Raw genomic sequence first — 17,835 nt, 5'->3', positions numbered from 1 at the left:
ATGTTTAGAACTATAAGAGTTTAAAGCAGAAAGTTTACTTTGCTTTCTTACCAGAGCGTTGCTGCTCTTTGTGTGCAAGCTTCTCTTTTTTGCGTTGCTCGATAAGGTGAGCAGCTTCGCCGCCTACGTGGGTTTCGCCACGAGCATTCGACAGTTGAACTTGCTTTTCACGTTCACGGAAACGGGCTTTCTGCTCGTCGCTGTGCTTATCAATACACTTAGGGCAGCTTACGCCTTTCTCGAAGTGTTTAGAGGCTTTGTCTTCGTCAGTGATTGGCAGGCGACACGCGTTACACACATCGTAACCGCTCTTTTCTAGCTGGTGGTTTACTGCAACTCGACCATCAAATACGTAGCAGTCGCCTTCCCACATACTCTCTTCTTCAGGTACCTCTTCTAGGTACTTAAGAATGCCGCCTTCAAGGTGATAAACCTCATCAAAGCCTTGCTCTTTCATGTAGGCTGTTGATTTTTCGCAACGAATACCGCCAGTACAGAACATCGCAACTTTCTTGTGCTTCTTAGGATCAAGGTTGTCTTCAACGTATTGAGGGAATTCACGGAAGGTTTCTGTGTTTGGGTTTACAGCATTTTTGAAGGTGCCGATGTCCACTTCGTAGTCGTTACGAGTATCAACCAGAATCACATCAGGATCAGAGATCAATGCGTTCCATTCGTTTGGTTTCACGTAAGTGCCGACAACGTGGCGTGGGTCGATGCCCTCAACGCCCATGGTTACGATCTCTTTCTTAAGCTTAACCTTGGTGCGGTTGAATGGTTGTTCTTCGTTGAACGACTCTTTGTAAACAACATCAGCCAAGCGAGAATCTTGTTTGAACCATTGAAGAAGGGCGTCGATAGATTCGCGCTTACCTGCAACGGTACCGTTGATGCCTTCACTCGCAAGTAACAAAGTACCGCGGATTTGGTTGGCTTCTAACACGTCGGTTAGTGGCTGGCGAATTTCTTGGTAATCATCAAGTGCTACGAATTTATACAGAGCACATACAACATATTGAGACATGGTTTTTCCTTTCTGCGAGCTGGAACGTAAATCCAGAGCGGTTGCCTGTTTTGATCAGAACTGAGTATTTCAACTTAGTTCTGTCTTGTTGGCTTATTAAAATCAGGCGCAGTATAACCAAGGCGGTGCGGGACAAAAACCAACCAAACGTAGGGCTATATAACGCCTTTTTTATTGTGGATTTATGGTTTGAGGAACGAAAAAGCCCTGCTGTACAAATACAGCAGGGCTTGGTGTTGAATCTGTCTTACTTAATCAGCGATTACGCTTGGTTAAGTACTTCCGCTAAGCGTTTCACCGCTTCAGTCAGCTCTTCTGGTTTAGCGTTAGTGAAGTTTAAGCGCAGTGCAGCTTTTGCTTCATCAGCCTTTGGATAAAATACTGGGCTTGGTACAACCGCCACACCATTCGATAATAGAGTTTTAGCCAATTCGAAGGTGTCGCACTCTGGGATCTCAACCCAAATGAACATCCCGCCATCGACGGCTTTTAACACGCAATCTGCAGGCAGTTGTTTCTCTAGCTCTGAGAACAGCACTTCATAACGAGACTTGTACAGGGTGCGAATGTTCTCCATGTGTACGCCAAAGTCTTCATGTTTTAGAAGACCAACAAGCAGTGCTTGCATGGGTACACTTGAGTGTAAGTCAGCGCCTTGCTTCACTTTGATCAGTGGTTCAAGGTAGCTGCGTTTACCTGTTACCGCGCCAATACGTAGACCTGGCGATGCAATCTTAGAGAATGAACGAAGAACGATAGAGTTATCAGGGCAGAACGAAGAAACCAACGGCAGCTCTGTGCCTGTGAAACGTAGCTCACGGTATGGCGCATCTTCAATGAATGCCACGTTGTATTTGATACACAGCTCAGCCACTTTTTGACGAGTTTCTGTTGCCCAGCACACACCGGTTGGGTTGTGAAAATCAGGCACCGCGTAGAACATTTTTGGCGCTTGCTGTGCAAAGCATGTTTCCAATTCATCTAGATTCGGCCCAAATTCGGTTTGAGACACGGTCGCAATGTTTGCTTGAACTAGGCCAAACACCTGCATCGCACCTAAGTAGCTTGGCGCTTCCATCACAACCACATCACCTGGATCGACATACGCACGCGCAATCAAATCCAAACCTTGCTGAGAGCCAGTACAAATCATTACCGTGTGTGACTCTGGCAATTGGTAGCTTTGTGTTAGGTGGTCAAGCAACGGGCCGTAACCGGCAGTAGAGCCGTATTGGAAAACTTCAGGCATGTTCGCTAGGTTTTCTAGCGTTGGCTTCATTAAATCGATAGGGAATGTTTTCTCGTCCGGTAAACCACCGGCCAATGAGATAACATTTGGATCACTTGCGGCTGCGAGGATCTCCCGAATGTATGAAGATTGAATCTGTTGTAATGACTGTGCGATTTCCATGTGTTGTGTCTCGTCGTTTATCGTTTTTATTCTATCGCTTGATATTACACGGCAATTGTAAAAACTAGCGTGTCCGTTTATGCTCTTAAACATGTCCATTTATGCTATTTAAACGATGTCACGTCAACACATATCGCGAATCAATGATGTCCTGTTCCATATTCACCAAGACATCAGTCAGCCTTTGTCTGCCAAAGAGTTATCTGAGATAGCGGCCTATTCAGAACAGCACTTTCATCGCACCTTTAAAAGCGTGGTCGGGGAGTCGTTGCATCAATATATCCGACGCACTCGAATGGAGTATGCAGCCAACCAATTGATGTTTGATACCAGCTCGTCAGTGGTCGAGATCGCCCATAAATGTGGCTTTAGCTCGGTGTCTTCGTTTAGTCGAGCATTTAAAGCGACCTTTAATATGTCTCCGGGCGAGTGGCGTAAACACGATTTACAAGTAGCAGAAAAACCCTATTTAAAAGATCCCGAAGTGGCGGCGGGCTATTTGAATGTTGCGCAGCGAGTGTTACCTGAACCTAAGATTATTGAAGTGCCTGAACGGATGGCGGCCTATGTTCGACATACGGGATATAATCGATCCATTCGCAATGCGTGGTTGATATTGAAAGCGTGGGCGAATTCAGAACAGCGTGATTTTTCAAGTCAATTTGGTTTGCATCACTCAAACCCTGCTTGGGTTGAGATGGATCAGTGTCGTTATGTCGCGTGTATCGCGATTGATGAACCGATTAAGTATCGCAGTATCGTGAACCAGATGGTGATCCCAGGAGGCTTGCATGCGGTGTTTCGACTGAATGGCCGCTATGGTGAGCTGCTACCACAGATCAGTATGGTGTTAGAAAAGTGGCTACCCACATCTGGTTTCAAACAGCGCTCGACTCCCGCGTATGTGCATTATCATCAGAATCACTTTCTTAATAGTGATGAAATATTCGAACTCGATTTTTACCTTCCCGTGAGCTTTTACTAATCGATGGTTGTGCTGTTTTGTTGAACCAGACTTTGATCTTTTGTTGAGACAAATTAGCACAACCAATAGCAGCTAACGATTTTATGCAGTTGGCCTAAGATAAAGATGCTTTGTTGATAATCTACTCTAAGTAAATGATGACAACGTACGGATTAAACGATAGCATTTCGTTCTAATTGCAAATAGTTCTTAATATCACCCGATAGAATATGACCATTACCCACAAAGATTATCTGAAAATCGCTTTCCCTTTCATCATCTCAACGGTGACACAACCTCTGTTAGGTGCTGTGGATACCGCTGTTATTGGCCAACTTGGTATTGCTGAATTGATTGGTGGCGTAGCGATCGGCACCATCATTATGAACACCATGTATTGGTTGTTTGGTTTTTTCCGTGTCAGTACCACGGGCCAAAGTGCGATGGCACTGGGTAAGGGAAACCGCACTGATTTGGCGGGTAGCTTGATGCGTCCGTTTGTGCTGTCTGGTTTAGTGGGTTTGATCTTTATCTTGATACAACCACTCATCTGGCAAGGCGCAATGTGGGTGATAGAGCCTGAAGCCAATGTAGCCGAGCACGCGCATATCTACTTCAGTATTTTGATTTATGGCGCGCCTTTCGTGTTGCTTAACTACACCATTATTGGTTGGTTAATGGGACAGGCGAAAGCCAAAGACGTTCTTTATACACAAGTGTTTGGTAATGTGTTGAACATTGTCTTGGATGCGGTGTTTGTACTTTATTTCGATTTGGGTGTCGCAGGTGTGGCTTACGCAAGTTTGATTGCACAAGTTACCACCTTTGCGATTGGTGTGACCTTGGTGATGAAGACCAGCAATATTTCGATCTCTGAGTTCTTGCAAGGCTCGAAGATGACCAAGAAAGACCTATCGACAATCATCTCTTCGAATACCGATCTATTGCTTCGCACCATTTGTATCTTGGTGTTCTTCAACATGATGGCGCGTACTGGCTCTAAACTGGGTACCGATGTTCTAGCGGCTAACGCGATCTTGATGCAGGTGACCTTCATTGTCAGCTATATGTTTGATGGTATTGCCAACGCATCGAGTGTGTTTGCAGGTAAGGCGGTAGGACAGAAGAACCCTTCAATGCTTGATCGTGTTTTAAGGCTTAACTTCCAATGGACGGCAGGTTTCATTGCTGCGCTGACGCTTTTAACCCTGATATTCAAAGACATGATTGTTTTCTTGTTTACCGATATTCCAGCGCTGGTCACGCTGTACCAAGAGATGGCCCCGTGGCTGATTGTGTTCCCGCTAGTGGCTGGCTTTGGCTTAACGGTTTACGGCATCTTTACCGGAACGGGAACCACGCGTCCGGTTAGAGACTCAAGCATCGAGACTTTGTTGGTATTCTTAGCGGTACAGGCATTCACCGTCGATATTTGGGGTAATCATGGTTTGTGGTTGGCGTTTACTCTGTTCTATCTTGGGCGTATTGCGTTCCTGTATCCGTTCATCGCACAAGTTAAGCAGAAGTGTTACCCAGTCGAAGATACCGCTCATGGTGCCATTAACTAAGTAACCTAATCACCACCTGTAATATTTTATGAAAGCGCTTTACTATTTTTACACGATAAATTTAGTGAGTGCTTTTTTGTATGTAATGACTCACTATAAATGGTCAATAAAATTGTAAGTAAAACGCGATACAGTTCAATGTCCGCTTTTCATCGCCTCAGCTAAATGATAATGTTGTTATGTTATAACATCTATCTGTGAGTATCTGCGTGAACACCCCACTTTTGTCTGTTGACCACCTAACGATCAAAACCTCTTCGAGAACCCTTTTCCAAGATATCCACTTCGATGTTTATCGAGGTGAGCTGTTGGCGATCATGGGACCGTCAGGCATTGGTAAGTCGATGCTTTCACGTGCGATTGCGGGTTTTCTGCCAGAAACGGTCGAGGTTGAAGGTCATATTTCTCTGTCTGGTGAAGCGGTATGTGGTTTGCCTATGTTGCAAAGAACTGCCACACAGCGCCCCGCAGTTATCTTCCAAGATGCGCTTCAAGCTTTGAACCCTCTGGTTTCAATAGAAGGTCAACTCTGCCTTGCCTTGACGGGAACTCGCACTAAGCTTAAATCAAAAGAAAAAATTCAAATTACCGAGTTGCTGAATCAACTTGGTTTTCCTAATCCAGAAACCATCTTGCCGTTGTACCCGAGCCAAATTTCGGGTGGGCAACGCCAACGTGTGTGTATTGCGATTGGCTTGCTGAGTAACGCCGATATTATCATCGCCGATGAACCAACCAGTGCGTTAGATCCGGTGACAGAGCAAGAGATACTTAAGCTGATTCGACACAATGTTAAACAGCGTCAAATTGGTGGTTTACTCATCACCCATGACCTGCATAGCGCGTTGGCATGTGACAAGCTGTTAGTCATCGATGATGGTGGTGTGGTGGCTTACGGTGCACCGAAACATGCACTTGAGTCGAGCTCTCACGCTTTCTGCTGTTCATTGAGAGACTTAATCGAATGAGCTCGACCTTATCACTAAACTCAGAAGCCTCGCCATTAATGCCAGTGACTGATTCAGAAACACAAACACCGATAGAGATTAAGTTCGACAATGTGAGTGTTCACTACTACTCCGTACCAAGTTGGTTGGGTGGTAAAGCGTTCAAAGCGCTACAGAACATAGACCTTAATGTTGAAGACAAAAGCCTAGCAATTGTTGGGCGTTCTGGTGCCGGTAAATCAACGTTAATTGAACTGCTATTTGGCCTTAAAGCGCCAACCGTTGGTCAAATAAACTTGTTCGGTTATTCGCTCCCAATTCGCGATAGCAAAGCGCAAGCAACGGTGTGTCGCTTGATTCAATTGGTGCCTCAAGAGCCCCACACTAGCCTCAACCCTTACTATACCGTTCGACAGATCTTAGCCGAACCTCTAAGTAACTTAGATGTTTCGGGTAATCATGAAGCCATCATTGAAGAGGCGCTTTCAGACGTTGGATTGCCTGCCAGTTTGCTCTTACTGAAACCTAATCAGCTTTCTACAGGTCAAGCTCAACGTGTGGCTATTGCTCGGGCTCTTGTCGTTAGACCCGCAGTGCTGGTGGCCGATGAACCTACTGCCAGCCTTGACCCAGTGAATCGCCAAAGGTTGTTGGACTTGGTTAATTCATTAAAAAAGAAGCGCGATATGCGCCTTATTTTGGTTACTCACGATTTAGGTGCCGCAAAAGCCCTTTGTGAAGAAATACTGGTACTCGACCATGGTGAAATGGTGGAGCACGGACCGACCGATCAAGTGATGAGTAAACCTGCTCATCCTGCGACTCAGATGCTGATCGAGTCTCAGCCTCTTTCGAAATCTACTTGTTAAACACAACCTTATTTATAAAAAAAATACAGCTACAGAGAAAAAATAATTATGCGTTTTAATTCAATCAAACTGGCTTGCACGCTTGCGTTGGCTCTGCCTTTGACGGGCTGTTTTGACTCTCAACCAGGGTCTAGCGATGCCGTAGTAAAATCTGAAATTCGAGTTGCGATGATGCAACCACCAAGAACGGGTTTATCGCCACTTTCTGATGACGCTTTTAAGTTATCTCGTTGGAGCACAGCAGAAACTCTGGTTAACCTGAGCCCAACCTCAGAAGCAGAACCTATGCTAGCAACGGATTGGAAACACGTTGATCCACTGACTTGGCAATTCACGGTTCGCCAAGGTGTTAAATTCCACGATGGCTCTACATTAACGGCAGAGTCTGTTGTGAACTCACTACAGAAAGCGTTGGAAGCGGCACCTAAGCCACGCATCCTAGATGGCGTAGAGCTAGAAGTGAAAGCAATGGACAACTACCGCGTAGAGATCAAAACCAGCTTTGATGACCCTCTTCTACCAAGTCGTTTATCAAGCCCTCAATTAGCGATTCTTGCAGCAAGCGCGTACCAAGAAGATGGTCGAGTTAGTCCAATGGGTGCAGGTACGGGCCCGTTTGAGTTGACTGAAATTAACGGTACAACCAGCGCGAAGCTAAAACGTTTCGATGGCTACTGGGGTGAAAAAGCGCAAGTTGAATCTGTGATTGCAGAATACGTCCCTAACGGTTTTGCTCGCGCTGCAGCTCTAAGAACAGGTACAGCAGACATCGTTGAAGCAGTACCCGTTTCACAAATCGCGACCATTGATCCGAACCTACTTTATGAAGTGGCGATGCCTCGTACCAATACGCTTTACTTAAATAACAAGTCAGGCGTATTCAGCGATATTAACTTGCGTAAGGTAGCGGCGGCTGCGGTAGACCGTGAGCAAATCGTGAATACTGTTTATGAAAACCACGCGGACATCGCACAAGGCCTATTAGGTCCTGCACTTGCTTGGGCTGAGCCGATCCGACCTGAAGGTCAAGCAATCGACAAAACGCTAAAAGCAAACGGTGAAAGTATTGTTATCGGTACCTTTACCGACCGTGCAGAGCTTCCAGAAGTGGCAGCGCTACTGAAGCAACAACTTGAAGCGGCTGGTTTCAAGGTTGAGCTGGATATTCGTGAATACGCTCAGATCGAGAACGATGCGCTATCTGGTAAGTTCGACGCGTTTATCCTTTCTCGTGCAACGGTTCTAGATTCGGGTGACCCAGTGGCTTACATGATGAGCGACTTTGGTTGTAAGGGTTCATTCAACCTTGGCCAGTTCTGTTCTCAAGAGGTAGATAAAGCACTGAATCACGCTGACCTACAACCGCTAGGTGCGCTGCGTCAGCAAGCGATCATCGAAGCTGAACAAAAAATCCTTAACGATTTCGCGGCTATCCCGCTGCTTCACGAACGTGTGATTCAAGGTGAAAGTGAGCGTGTAAGCAATGTCGTTCGTGACCCAAGTGAACGTCGCTTGGTTGATCAAACGACACAAGTTAACCCGGCAACACAGGCTAACTAAATAAATGTTATCTGCTGAGACTCTGCGTCGAACTCTATTTATCTTGACGCCTTGGCTATCAAGAATCGCCTCACTGATTGTGGTGGTGATTCTTGTTGGTTTGATGCCTGACATTGCAGGCGTCGATCCAAGCCAATCTATTCTGCGGGCTAGGGCGGGGCAACAACACCTGCTTACGCCTGAAGCTTTAGCGGCGGTACGCGCTGATCTTCAGCTTGACCGTTCAGCTATTGAGCGCCTGCTCGACTGGGTAGGAAGTGCTTTTTCAGGTGATCTAGGTGAATCATGGATTGATGGTTCCTCGGTTGCATTAAGCATTCAAAAAACAGCATCTACGTCTCTGTTTTTGATGTCTAGCGGATTGGTGATGACTTTCGTACTGTGTGGTGCAGGCCTGCTTGCCACCTTACGCAGTTGGAAGAAGGGCAAGCTGGGGCAGAGCTACAGCAGTTTAAGTACGGTATTAATATCGTTGCCAGAGTACGTAGTGGCCTCGGTATTAATACTGGTGTTCTCTATCTGGTTAGGTTGGCTGCCGCCGTATGGTTGGCAAGGTTGGCAAGACATCTGGCTACCGAGCTTAGCGCTTGCATTGCCTGCCAGTGGTCTGTTTAGTCGCCTACTCAGAGACAGTTTACAACGCGTTTTAAATGAACCTTGGGTGATCACCTGGCTCAGTGCCAATGTTCACTCCAACCAAATTATTCGCTTTGCGCTGAAAAGAGCGCTGAGCAGCCTGATCCCACAAATCGCGATGATCGTGATTGGTTTGACTGGTGGCGCGGTCGCGGTTGAGCTTATCTTCTCGATTCCGGGTATCGGGCGCATGATCTTAGGCGCAGCTAAGGCGCAAGATTTACCAATTCTGCAGGGCGGCTTATTGGTATTGCTGCTATTTTCAATTGCCGTGAGCAGCATGAGCTTGTTTGTTCAGCAATTGATTCTTGGCCACAGCCTGAAAAGCGGCAAGCTCATCAGTAGCCACTCTTCGTTTCGTTTTACCCAGAACCGCGCAAAGCGTGTCACTGCTTTTGCGATCTTCTCTTTCATAATTGCTATCGTTGTATGGGCTGCATTCCGAGACCCATACACTAGCCAATTCGCACGCTTGGCATCACCGAGTTGGCAAGCACCTTTGGGCGCAGATGGCATTGGTCGAGACCTACTGGCGAGAATTGGTTCTGGTATGATTGCGACCTTCCAAGCCGGCATATTGGCAACGTTCTTGAGCTTGGTGACGGGCATCATCATGGGTTTCAACACCCGCTTTAGCCAAGGCCTTATCGAGATCACTAAGGGTATCCCATACATCATTGCAGGCTTGCTTGTTGCAGGCTTAACGGGGATGAATCCGAACAGCGCATTAATCGCGATTGTATTGGTGTCGTGGGCGCCGCTAGCGGCGCACTGCTCAAGTTTAATCGTGGAAGCAAAGGCTCAGCCTTATACTCATCTCGCGCCTTTGTGGGGCACGAGCAAGCTCAGAATCTTCCGCTTCTATCTGCTTCCTTACGTGTTGCCACCTTTGCTAAGACACGCGATGTTGAGGCTACCGGTTATCACTCTAAGTCTGACCTCGCTGAGCTTCATCGGATTAGGGGCAAAGCCACCAACACCTGAATGGGGTTTGATGATCGCAGAGAACCTGCCTTACATCGAGCGCGCACCATTGGCAGTAATGGGGCCAATCATTGGGCTGATTCTGTTAGGTGCGGCCATTAACATGATGTTTGATGATTAACGAAAAAGAACAGGCTGCTTAAGTTTTCGACGTGCTATTCGATTGAGTGTTCGATTTGCTTTTTATGTTGTAACCTTAGGCCTGTTTTTTAGAATTGGCTTTCGGATCGGTTGTCGACCGGTTTTTAGCCTAGTTAAGTGTTCAGCGTTAAGGATTCAACATGTATCTCGTTTTGTATTGCCACAATATTGGTATGACCGACTTTTCTTTCTTTGAGACGGAAGATTTCGATAAGGAAGATGGCTATATCGTGCGAGGCAAATGGCCGAACGAGAAAGCGTTCCGTGATTACTTAACCAAAGAGTTTGGTGACATGAACGAGTTCCAAGTGATCGACTTAATCGCCAAAGGCGCAGAAGCAGAACACTACTCGCCAGAAGAGTTGGTGCGCTTAGCTCAGTAGCCGCTAGCTCAGCAATATCTAGCTCGGTAATACGTTTTAAATCGAATAAACAAATGGCAGCCTGATTGGGCTGCCATTTTTCGTTTTAAGCTAGAGCACGTTGCTCGCAGTATGAGTGGATCTACTGCGCCACTTCGTCCACCAAGTACAAGATTGATTGATACGGAATGCCACTGTGGTGTGATAAACCGATCTCACAGGTTCGGCTGTTACTAAAGCCACGAGTGCAGTTGCTCGGCACTTGTTCCTTGAGTGGGTGTACCGCCGCCTCATTCAGCTCTGGTGTAGTGAAGCCTTTGTCACCTGCCCAACCACAACATTGAATATGCTCTGGAACAATCACCTCTTCGGTACACGCTTTAGCAAGGTTTAACATCGCGCCTTCTAAGCCCATTCGACGAGAGCTACACGTGACATGCAGCATCACGGTTTCTTGTAGCGGCTCAAGCGTCAGATGTTCAAGCAAATATTGATTCACAAACCCTGTTGGCTCTAACACCTCTAATGGCTTGGTGAACTGTTCAATACTGCGTTTAGCACATGGGCTGGTATCCATCAATATTGGGTATTCACCCTGACGACTGGCTTGCCATAGCACTTCTTCCAACTGCTGAGCCTTCGACTGTGCTAAGTCGGTCATTCCTTTGCTGTCGTAAGGCATACCACAGCATTGGTCATCTAGCTTCTTCGGTAGAATTACCTCGAATCCTGCCTTGTTGAGCAAAGACATGGTCACTTCAGTAAGAGGACGTTGGTCGCCCGCATCACTTTGTTGCCCCATGGTTCGACTGGCACACGAAGGGAGGTAAACCACTTTCTTCGCGTTGTTCGATGTTTCGGCTGTCATTGGTGAAGCCGTGAGGGAGTGATTGTTGGATTGCGGCATCTCTGGCATCCAAATCGGTGTCGCGCCTTTGGTCACTGAGCGTAGGCTATTGGTAAGCTTGCCGACCGTGTTGGCGCCCAGAACCTTACTCGCCACTTGGTTGGTTTTGAGGCCAGCCTTGGTCAGCTTAGTGGTGGTCGAGAAATGATCCGCTGTCCACTTAGCGATTGGCGTAAATTTCTCGTACTTGGCAATACGAAGCTTTTTAATCAAATCACCGGTGTTGATTCCCACTGGACAACGTTCGGCACACAGGCCGGTTGCGGCGCAGGTATCAATGCCTTGGTATTCAAAGGTTTTCTCTAGTTCGCTTGCTTCTATCTCTTCACCCGCAGCTCGGCGGCGTTGTAACTCGCGGTACAGCACGATACGTTGGCGTGGCGATAGAGTTAAGGTACGAGACGGACAAACAGGCTCACAGAAGCCACACTCGATACAGCGGTCGACAAGGTCATCGGCAGCAGGCATTGGCTTCAAATTGGTGATGTGTGAATTCGGGTTGTCGTTGATGATAACGCCGGGGTTGAGCAGTCTTTCTGGATCAAACAGCGCTTTGATCTGTTGCATCAAGGCATAGCCGTCTTTGCCCCATTCCAATTCCACATAAGGCGCCATGTTACGACCAGTACCATGCTCTGCTTTTAGAGAACCTTGGTATTTCACCGCAACCAGCTCGGCAACATCGTCCATGAAACCGCCGTAGCGATCGATTTCTGTTTGACTGTCGAAGCCTTGAGTAAATACAAAGTGCAGGTTGCCTTCGAGGGCGTGACCAAAAATGATCGCTTCGCTGTAGTCGTATTTGTCGAACAGCTCTTGTAGCTCTCGAATACCGTTAGCGAGGTTTTCGACAGGGAAAGCCACGTCTTCGATGATAACGGTTGTGCCAACTTCACGAACGGCTCCAACTGCTGGGAACATGCCTTTTCGGATGCCCCACAGAGTCGCGACTGTCTTCGGATCGGACGTGAAAGGGACTGATTCAACAATTGTGTATTCAGTCAATGCATCCAAAATTGATTTACATTGTAAATCTAAGTCCTGCTGGGAGCTGGCGTGTGATTCAACCAAAATAGCCGCGGCTTCTAAATCCAAGCTAGGCATAAAGGCGGGCATACCCGGTTTATCAGCCACTGAACGCAGTGCTCTGCCATCCATCAATTCAACGGCAGCAACTGGTGTTTTTGATAGCGTAGTAACGGCTTTACTTGCTTGTTCGATGTCAGCAAACACCAACAGAGCCGAAGCTTTGTTCGGGTGTTCGATAACGGTGTTGTAGGTGATCTCTGCGATGAAGCCTAGCGTGCCTTCTGAGCCAATCATCAGGTGTTTGATGAGCTCAATTGGATCGTGGTAATCGACCAAGGCATTCAGAGCGTAGCCAGTGGTGTTTTTGAGGCGGTACTTGTGGCGGATTCTGTCTGCAAGTTCTTGGTTTGACGCTGTCTGTTGATGTAATTCGACAATGCCTTCAAACAGGTCTTTATGTGATTGCTTGAATGCCTCAACACTTGCGTTGTCAGCCGTATCAAGCAGGGAGCCATCACTCAATACGATTTTCATGCTCTCAACGGTGCGATACGAGTTTTGCGCAGTACCACAACACATGCCGCTGGCGTTATTCGCCGCGATGCCACCGATTTTACAGGTATTGATTGAAGCTGGATCTGGGCCGATTTTACGTTGGAAAGGGGCGAGGTATTTGTTGGCATCAGCACCAATCACACCGGGCTGAAGAATGATCTGATTGCCGTTATCGACAATTTCATGACCACGCCAGTCGTCGGTAAGGGTGATGAGCACCGAGTCTGAAACCGCTTGTCCTGACAGGCTGGTGCCTGCGGCGCGGAAGGTAAAGTGAATGCCGAGTTCGCGACAGCTTTGAATGGTGAATATCACTTCGTCTAAGTTTTTAAGCCTTAGAACCATTTTCGGCACCAAGCGATAAAAACTCGCATCGGTGCCGTAGGCCAATCGCTTTGCCTCTTGCGTGACAATGCGTTCCGTTTCTATTTTTTGAGCCAGTATCGCTTCAAGCTGCTGATAAGCTTGTGCGTCTATTGCTCGCTCATGGGATGTGTTTGTCTCCATCATTGCTTCCTTGTGCTTCTTATTTGGCACTGATTTGCTTTTTTGTTTTTTTATTTTATTTTCCAGTGCTTAAACGGTGTCACAACGGCAGTGGAATTGCTGTGACACCGATTGAACTTCGGTCTAAGTAGACCAAAGCATTACAGTGAATCAACGGACTTAATCTAGCCCCACCAAAGATTCACGGGTTAAGTCTTTGATTGTCTTGGCGCCAGTTAGAGTCATCGCAACGCGCATCTCTTTGTCGTACAGGTCGAGTAGGTTCTCAACGCCTGCTTGTCCTTGAGCCGCTAACGCGTAGACGAATGAGCGGCCAAGTAAGGTGCAATCTGCGCCCATCGCCATCATGCGCACTACATCTAAGCCAGTACGAATGCCAGAGTCGACCAGAATCTTAGTGTCGCCTTTTACTGCATCTGCAATTGCAGGTAATGCTTTAGCGCTTGATAGAACACCATCAAGCTGACGACCGCCGTGGTTTGAAACGACGATACCGTCTGCGCCAAATCTCACGGCGTCTTTTGCATCTTCTTCATCAAGAATGCCTTTGATGACCATAGGGCCGTCCCAGAAATCACGGATCCACTCTAGATCTTTCCATGAAATTGATGGGTCAAAGTTGTCGCCCAACCAACCGATGTAGTCTTCCAGTTTGGTAGGAGAACCACGATAAGTTGAGATATTGCCTAGGTCATGTGGCTTACCTAACAAGCCAACATCAACTGCCCAGCTAGGATGACGCATAGATTGGAATACGCGGCGTACTGCTGCATTTGGACCACTCATTCCTGAGTGCATGTCACGGTAGCGAGCGCCGGGTACGGGCATATCCACGGTGAAGACTAGTGTTGTGACGCCAGCGGCTTTAGCACGTTCAAGAACGTTCTTCATGAAGCCACGGTCTTTTAACACGTAAAGTTGGAACCACATTGGGCGTTCAATCTTAGGTGCGACCTCTTCTATTGGACATACCGACACCGTCGACATCGTAAAAGGAATACCTTTGTTGTCCGCGGCTTTTGCTGCTTGCACTTCACCACGTCGCGCGTACATGCCCGTTAGGCCAACTGGTGCTAAGGCAATTGGCATCGCCAGCTTTTCGCCAAACAACTCAGTTTCCAAATTCAGATCTGACATGTCATTGAGGACACGCTGCTTGAGCGCGATCTCTGCAAGATCGGCTGTGTTGCGGCGTAGGGTATGTTCTCCGTAAGAACCGCCGTCAATGTAGTGGAAAAGAAACGGTGGCAATTTTGCTTTTGCTGCGGCGCGGTAATCAGTCGATGCGGATATGATCATAATTTCAGTCCTAAATTCTTGGGATGTTGCTCTTCTTTGAGAGCTTGGTTTGGGCTGCTTTAATTCGGGAAAATGGCGTTAATACCCATGGGTGTTGATGTGCTCTAGTATCCATCCCGGAACTCATCAACTGTCTTATTAGACGGTGTCGCTGTCGGGGAATTGAGTATTAACGCCAAGTGCTTTTGAACGACTTATGTTTTACATAAGTGCGTCGGTCATTTTGAATCCGTAGATAACCACTAGGCCGATGATGCCTGTCATCACCAAGTAGTAGAACGTTGGAATGATTGTCTTACGTAGGGTTGCACCTTCGCGTCCTAGCAAGCCAACAGTTGCTGATGCCGCTACCACGTTGTGAATCGCAATCATGTTACCTGCTGCTGCACCAACGGCTTGTAGAGCAACAACCACCGCACTAGAGATAGTCAGAGTCTGCGCTACTTCGAATTGGAACTGGCTGAACATCATGTTTGAAACTGTGTTCGAACCTGCAATGAAGGCACCTAACGCACCAACCGTTGCACTCAATGCTGGGAATGCGCTACCAACGAGGTCAGCTGCGAAGTTTGCCGTGGTTACGGGCATACTTGCTAAATCTGCGCCGTTCACACCAGAGTTAATGAAGATACGAACCATTGGGATGGTGAACACCAACACAAAGCCTGCGCCAATCAGAGTCTTGCTCGATTCACCGAAGGCTTTAGCCAGTGGCGTTGCGCTGCGAGATTGCATGAGAACAGCAACCAGCGCGACGAAGACCAAGATACCGCCCGGTAGATACAGAGGCTGAATCGCAGTGCTCACACCGGTTTCACCAAGGATGTTGCTGAACGATAGGCTAACGCTCTTCAGTAGGCCTTTGAATTCAGGGCTCACGCGGCTCGCAACCAAGGTCACCGCTAGCAGCACGTATGGTGCCCATGCCATCGCCATGCTCATCTTCTTATGGCCTTGATTGTTGTCGTCAAGGTCGATTTTCAGAGAACCTAGCCATTCTGCAGGCCACTTGTCTTCGCTCTCAAAATCCCATTTTGATTTAGGTACTAGGAAGCCGCGTTTTGCTGCTGTTACAACAATCGCAAGGCCAACCAAACCACCAATCAGTGATGGGAACTCAGCACCGAGGAAAACACCCGTTAGTGCGTAAGGAATGGTGAAAGCGGCACCTGCGAACAGTGCGAATGGCAGGATATCAAGACCTTCAGTCCAGCTTTTGTTCTTACCGAAGAAGCGAGTCAGCATCATCGCCATCAATACAGGAATCATCACACCAACGCAGGCGTGGATGATTGCAACACTTGATGTGATCTGTTGTAGGTAAGCATCCCATGTTGAACCATTGGCAATCAGGCTTTCACCGATGTTGTGCGTATCCAAACCTTTGTTTACGCCAACGATGATAGGTGTACCCACCGCGCCGAACGATACCGGCGTAGATTGAATCATCATGCCCATCAGTACCGCGGCTAACGCTGGGAAGCCAATTGCAACCAATAATGGAGCGGCGATTGCAGCGGGTGTGCCGAAGCCAGATGCGCCCTCAATGAATGAACCAAAACACCAAGCAATGATGATTGCCTGAACACGACGGTCTGCTGATATGTCAGTAAATCCGTTGCGGATGGTGGTGATAGCTCCGGTGTGTTTCAAAGTGTTTAATAAGAAGATGGCGCCAAACACAATCCAGAGAACCGACACGGTAATGCCGAAGCCTTGGAATACTGAAGCCAGCACGCGAGTGCTAGACATATCCCATGCGAATAGGGCGATAGCAACGGTTAATGCAAATGCCACTGGCATCGCTTTTTTTGCAGGCCAGTTAAGGCCAACCAGCAGAATCGCTGCAACAACTATTGGCGAAAAGGCCAATAATGCTAGTAGAGTTTCACTCATGGGTACTTCCTCGTACTTGTTTTCAAACGTTCATGTTTGAAGTGAATAACACGTCATTAGTTTTGTAGGTGTAATCTGAATCTCGAGGATTCAATTGTTGTAATTAGAGTCGCTTTATTTGTAACCGATGTGATTGCAAAAGCTGTTTTTGTAATTGTTTTGTTAATTTGGCGTGAATTTACCCCTTTATTTTTTATTGATATAGGGAAATAATGAAAATAATTAATTCCAAAATTGGCATAATCAAATGCGAGCAGACGATTTGATCCTATTTTCACAGGTAGTAGAGCTGGGCAGTTTTAGTAAGGTGGCAGAGCAAAATAACCTTACAAATTCGGTAGTTAGTAAGAGAATTGCGCGTTTGGAAGAAGAGATTGGCGTGCAGCTATTATATCGAACCACGCGTAAATTGACGCTTACCGAGGCTGGTAAGGCAATGTTACACGGAGCCAAAAATGTGAAGCAGGCGGCTCAAGAGGCTATGGACGCAGTTTCAGGCTTTGGTGAAAATGTTAGTGGTCATATCAAAATGTCAGTGCCTACTATCTCCGGAGATTTGATTCTCGCAGACGCTGTTGCCGAGTTTTGTAATATGCACCCAGGTTTAACGGTCGATATGTCTCTTAACAATCGCTTTGTGGATCTGGTTGATGATGGCCTCGACTTAGTGATTAGAACCGGCTACTTGGAAGACTCCAGCTTAATTGCCCGTCATATCTTGGACTCTCAATGGGTGGTATGTGCTTCTCCGTCTTATATCGCCAAGAATGGTAAGCCGATGCAGCCCAAGGATTTGGTTGAGCACAATTGTCTGCAATACGCTTATCAAACAACGGGTGCCAGTGAGTGGCAATTTCTGCATAGTAAAGATGGCTTTACTGATAACGATAAATACATCGTGCGCGTCTCGGGCTCTTTTTCTACCGATAATGCGACGGCATTAAGAAAAGCCGCGTTGGGCGGTCATGGGGTCGCGTATGTACCGCGCTGTTTGGTTTATCACGACATTCGTAACGGCCAGCTGGTGGATATATTCCCTGATTTAGTCGGCAAGAAGCTAGGTATTTATGCGGTGTACCCCTTTACGCGCCAGCCACCGAATAAGATTAAGTTATTGATTGAACACATCAGAACGCGTTACCTGACGATTTCACATTATTTTTAATAAGGATCACG

13 protein-coding genes are annotated in these 17,835 nt (G+C 47.2%); 8 read left to right on the top strand and 5 right to left on the bottom strand.

From position 1 onward, the window contains the following. Positions 1–34: 34 nt before the first annotated feature. Both AB4493_RS04550 and AB4493_RS04545 read right to left on the bottom strand, forming a co-directional pair. Positions 35–1,024, bottom strand: coding sequence for a rhodanese-related sulfurtransferase (locus AB4493_RS04550; protein WP_017065056.1), 990 nt, complete (start codon positions 1,022–1,024; stop codon positions 35–37). 262 nt (positions 1,025–1,286) lie between these two features. After that, entirely contained in the window at positions 1,287–2,435 is a 1,149-nt protein-coding gene (locus tag AB4493_RS04545) for a PLP-dependent aminotransferase family protein (RefSeq protein ID WP_017061551.1), read from the bottom strand. 115 nt (positions 2,436–2,550) lie between these two features. Here AB4493_RS04545 and AB4493_RS04540 point away from each other — a divergent pair, with 115 nt between their 5' ends. The 7 genes from AB4493_RS04540 (at position 2,551) to AB4493_RS04510 (ending at position 10,487) form a co-directional block, all read left to right on the top strand. Further along, entirely contained in the window at positions 2,551–3,420 is an 870-nt protein-coding gene (locus tag AB4493_RS04540) for a GyrI-like domain-containing protein (RefSeq protein WP_136982302.1), read from the top strand. Positions 3,421–3,629: 209 nt separating this feature from the next. Beyond that, entirely contained in the window at positions 3,630–4,967 is a 1,338-nt protein-coding gene (locus AB4493_RS04535) for an MATE family efflux transporter (RefSeq protein ID WP_372154575.1), read from the top strand. Positions 4,968–5,176: 209 nt separating this feature from the next. Continuing rightward, on the top strand, positions 5,177–5,935 hold the full coding sequence (locus tag AB4493_RS04530; protein ID WP_102321379.1) for an ATP-binding cassette domain-containing protein: 759 nt from the start codon (positions 5,177–5,179) through the stop codon (positions 5,933–5,935). After that, positions 5,932–6,783: an ABC transporter ATP-binding protein gene (locus AB4493_RS04525; RefSeq protein WP_017065049.1), complete on the top strand. Its 852-nt coding sequence runs from the start codon at positions 5,932–5,934 to the stop codon at positions 6,781–6,783. The genes AB4493_RS04530 and AB4493_RS04525 overlap by 4 nt, the downstream gene beginning before the upstream one ends. 48 nt (positions 6,784–6,831) lie before the next feature. Beyond that, positions 6,832–8,343 (top strand): ABC transporter substrate-binding protein, encoded by a 1,512-nt coding sequence (locus AB4493_RS04520; protein WP_372154574.1) that lies wholly within the window; start codon positions 6,832–6,834, stop codon positions 8,341–8,343. Positions 8,344–8,347: 4 nt separating this feature from the next. Continuing rightward, entirely contained in the window at positions 8,348–10,084 is a 1,737-nt protein-coding gene (locus AB4493_RS04515) for an ABC transporter permease subunit (RefSeq protein ID WP_372154573.1), read from the top strand. A 160-nt stretch (positions 10,085–10,244) separates the two neighbouring features. Beyond that, positions 10,245–10,487 carry a hypothetical protein gene (locus AB4493_RS04510; protein ID WP_017061558.1) on the top strand — a complete coding sequence of 81 codons (243 nt, stop codon included), beginning with the start codon at positions 10,245–10,247 and terminating at the stop codon, positions 10,485–10,487. 121 nt (positions 10,488–10,608) lie between these two features. Here AB4493_RS04510 and AB4493_RS04505 read toward each other — a convergent pair whose 3' ends face one another. From AB4493_RS04505 to AB4493_RS04495, 3 genes are all read right to left on the bottom strand, one after another. Further along, on the bottom strand, positions 10,609–13,464 hold the full coding sequence (locus tag AB4493_RS04505; RefSeq protein WP_372154622.1) for an FAD-binding and (Fe-S)-binding domain-containing protein: 2,856 nt from the start codon (positions 13,462–13,464) through the stop codon (positions 10,609–10,611). 159 nt (positions 13,465–13,623) lie between these two features. Then, complete coding sequence (gene lldD, locus AB4493_RS04500) at positions 13,624–14,763, bottom strand: FMN-dependent L-lactate dehydrogenase LldD (RefSeq protein ID WP_048663885.1); 1,140 nt, start codon at positions 14,761–14,763, stop codon at positions 13,624–13,626. Between the two features lie 201 nt (positions 14,764–14,964). Continuing rightward, positions 14,965–16,659, bottom strand: coding sequence for an L-lactate permease (locus tag AB4493_RS04495; protein WP_017071915.1), 1,695 nt, complete (start codon positions 16,657–16,659; stop codon positions 14,965–14,967). 247 nt (positions 16,660–16,906) lie between these two features. Here AB4493_RS04495 and AB4493_RS04490 point away from each other — a divergent pair, with 247 nt between their 5' ends. Further along, the gene (locus AB4493_RS04490) at positions 16,907–17,824 is read left to right on the top strand and encodes a LysR family transcriptional regulator (protein ID WP_017081288.1); all 918 of its coding nucleotides are present in this window, start codon (positions 16,907–16,909) and stop codon (positions 17,822–17,824) included. Positions 17,825–17,835: the final 11 nt, after the last annotated feature.

It is taken from the genome of Vibrio sp. 10N.222.55.A1, from assembly GCF_041473835.1.
GTDB lineage: Bacteria > Pseudomonadota > Gammaproteobacteria > Enterobacterales > Vibrionaceae > Vibrio > Vibrio crassostreae_C.
The sequence above is the reverse complement of the archived record's forward strand: the minus strand, read 5'-3'. Positions and strand labels throughout refer to the sequence as shown.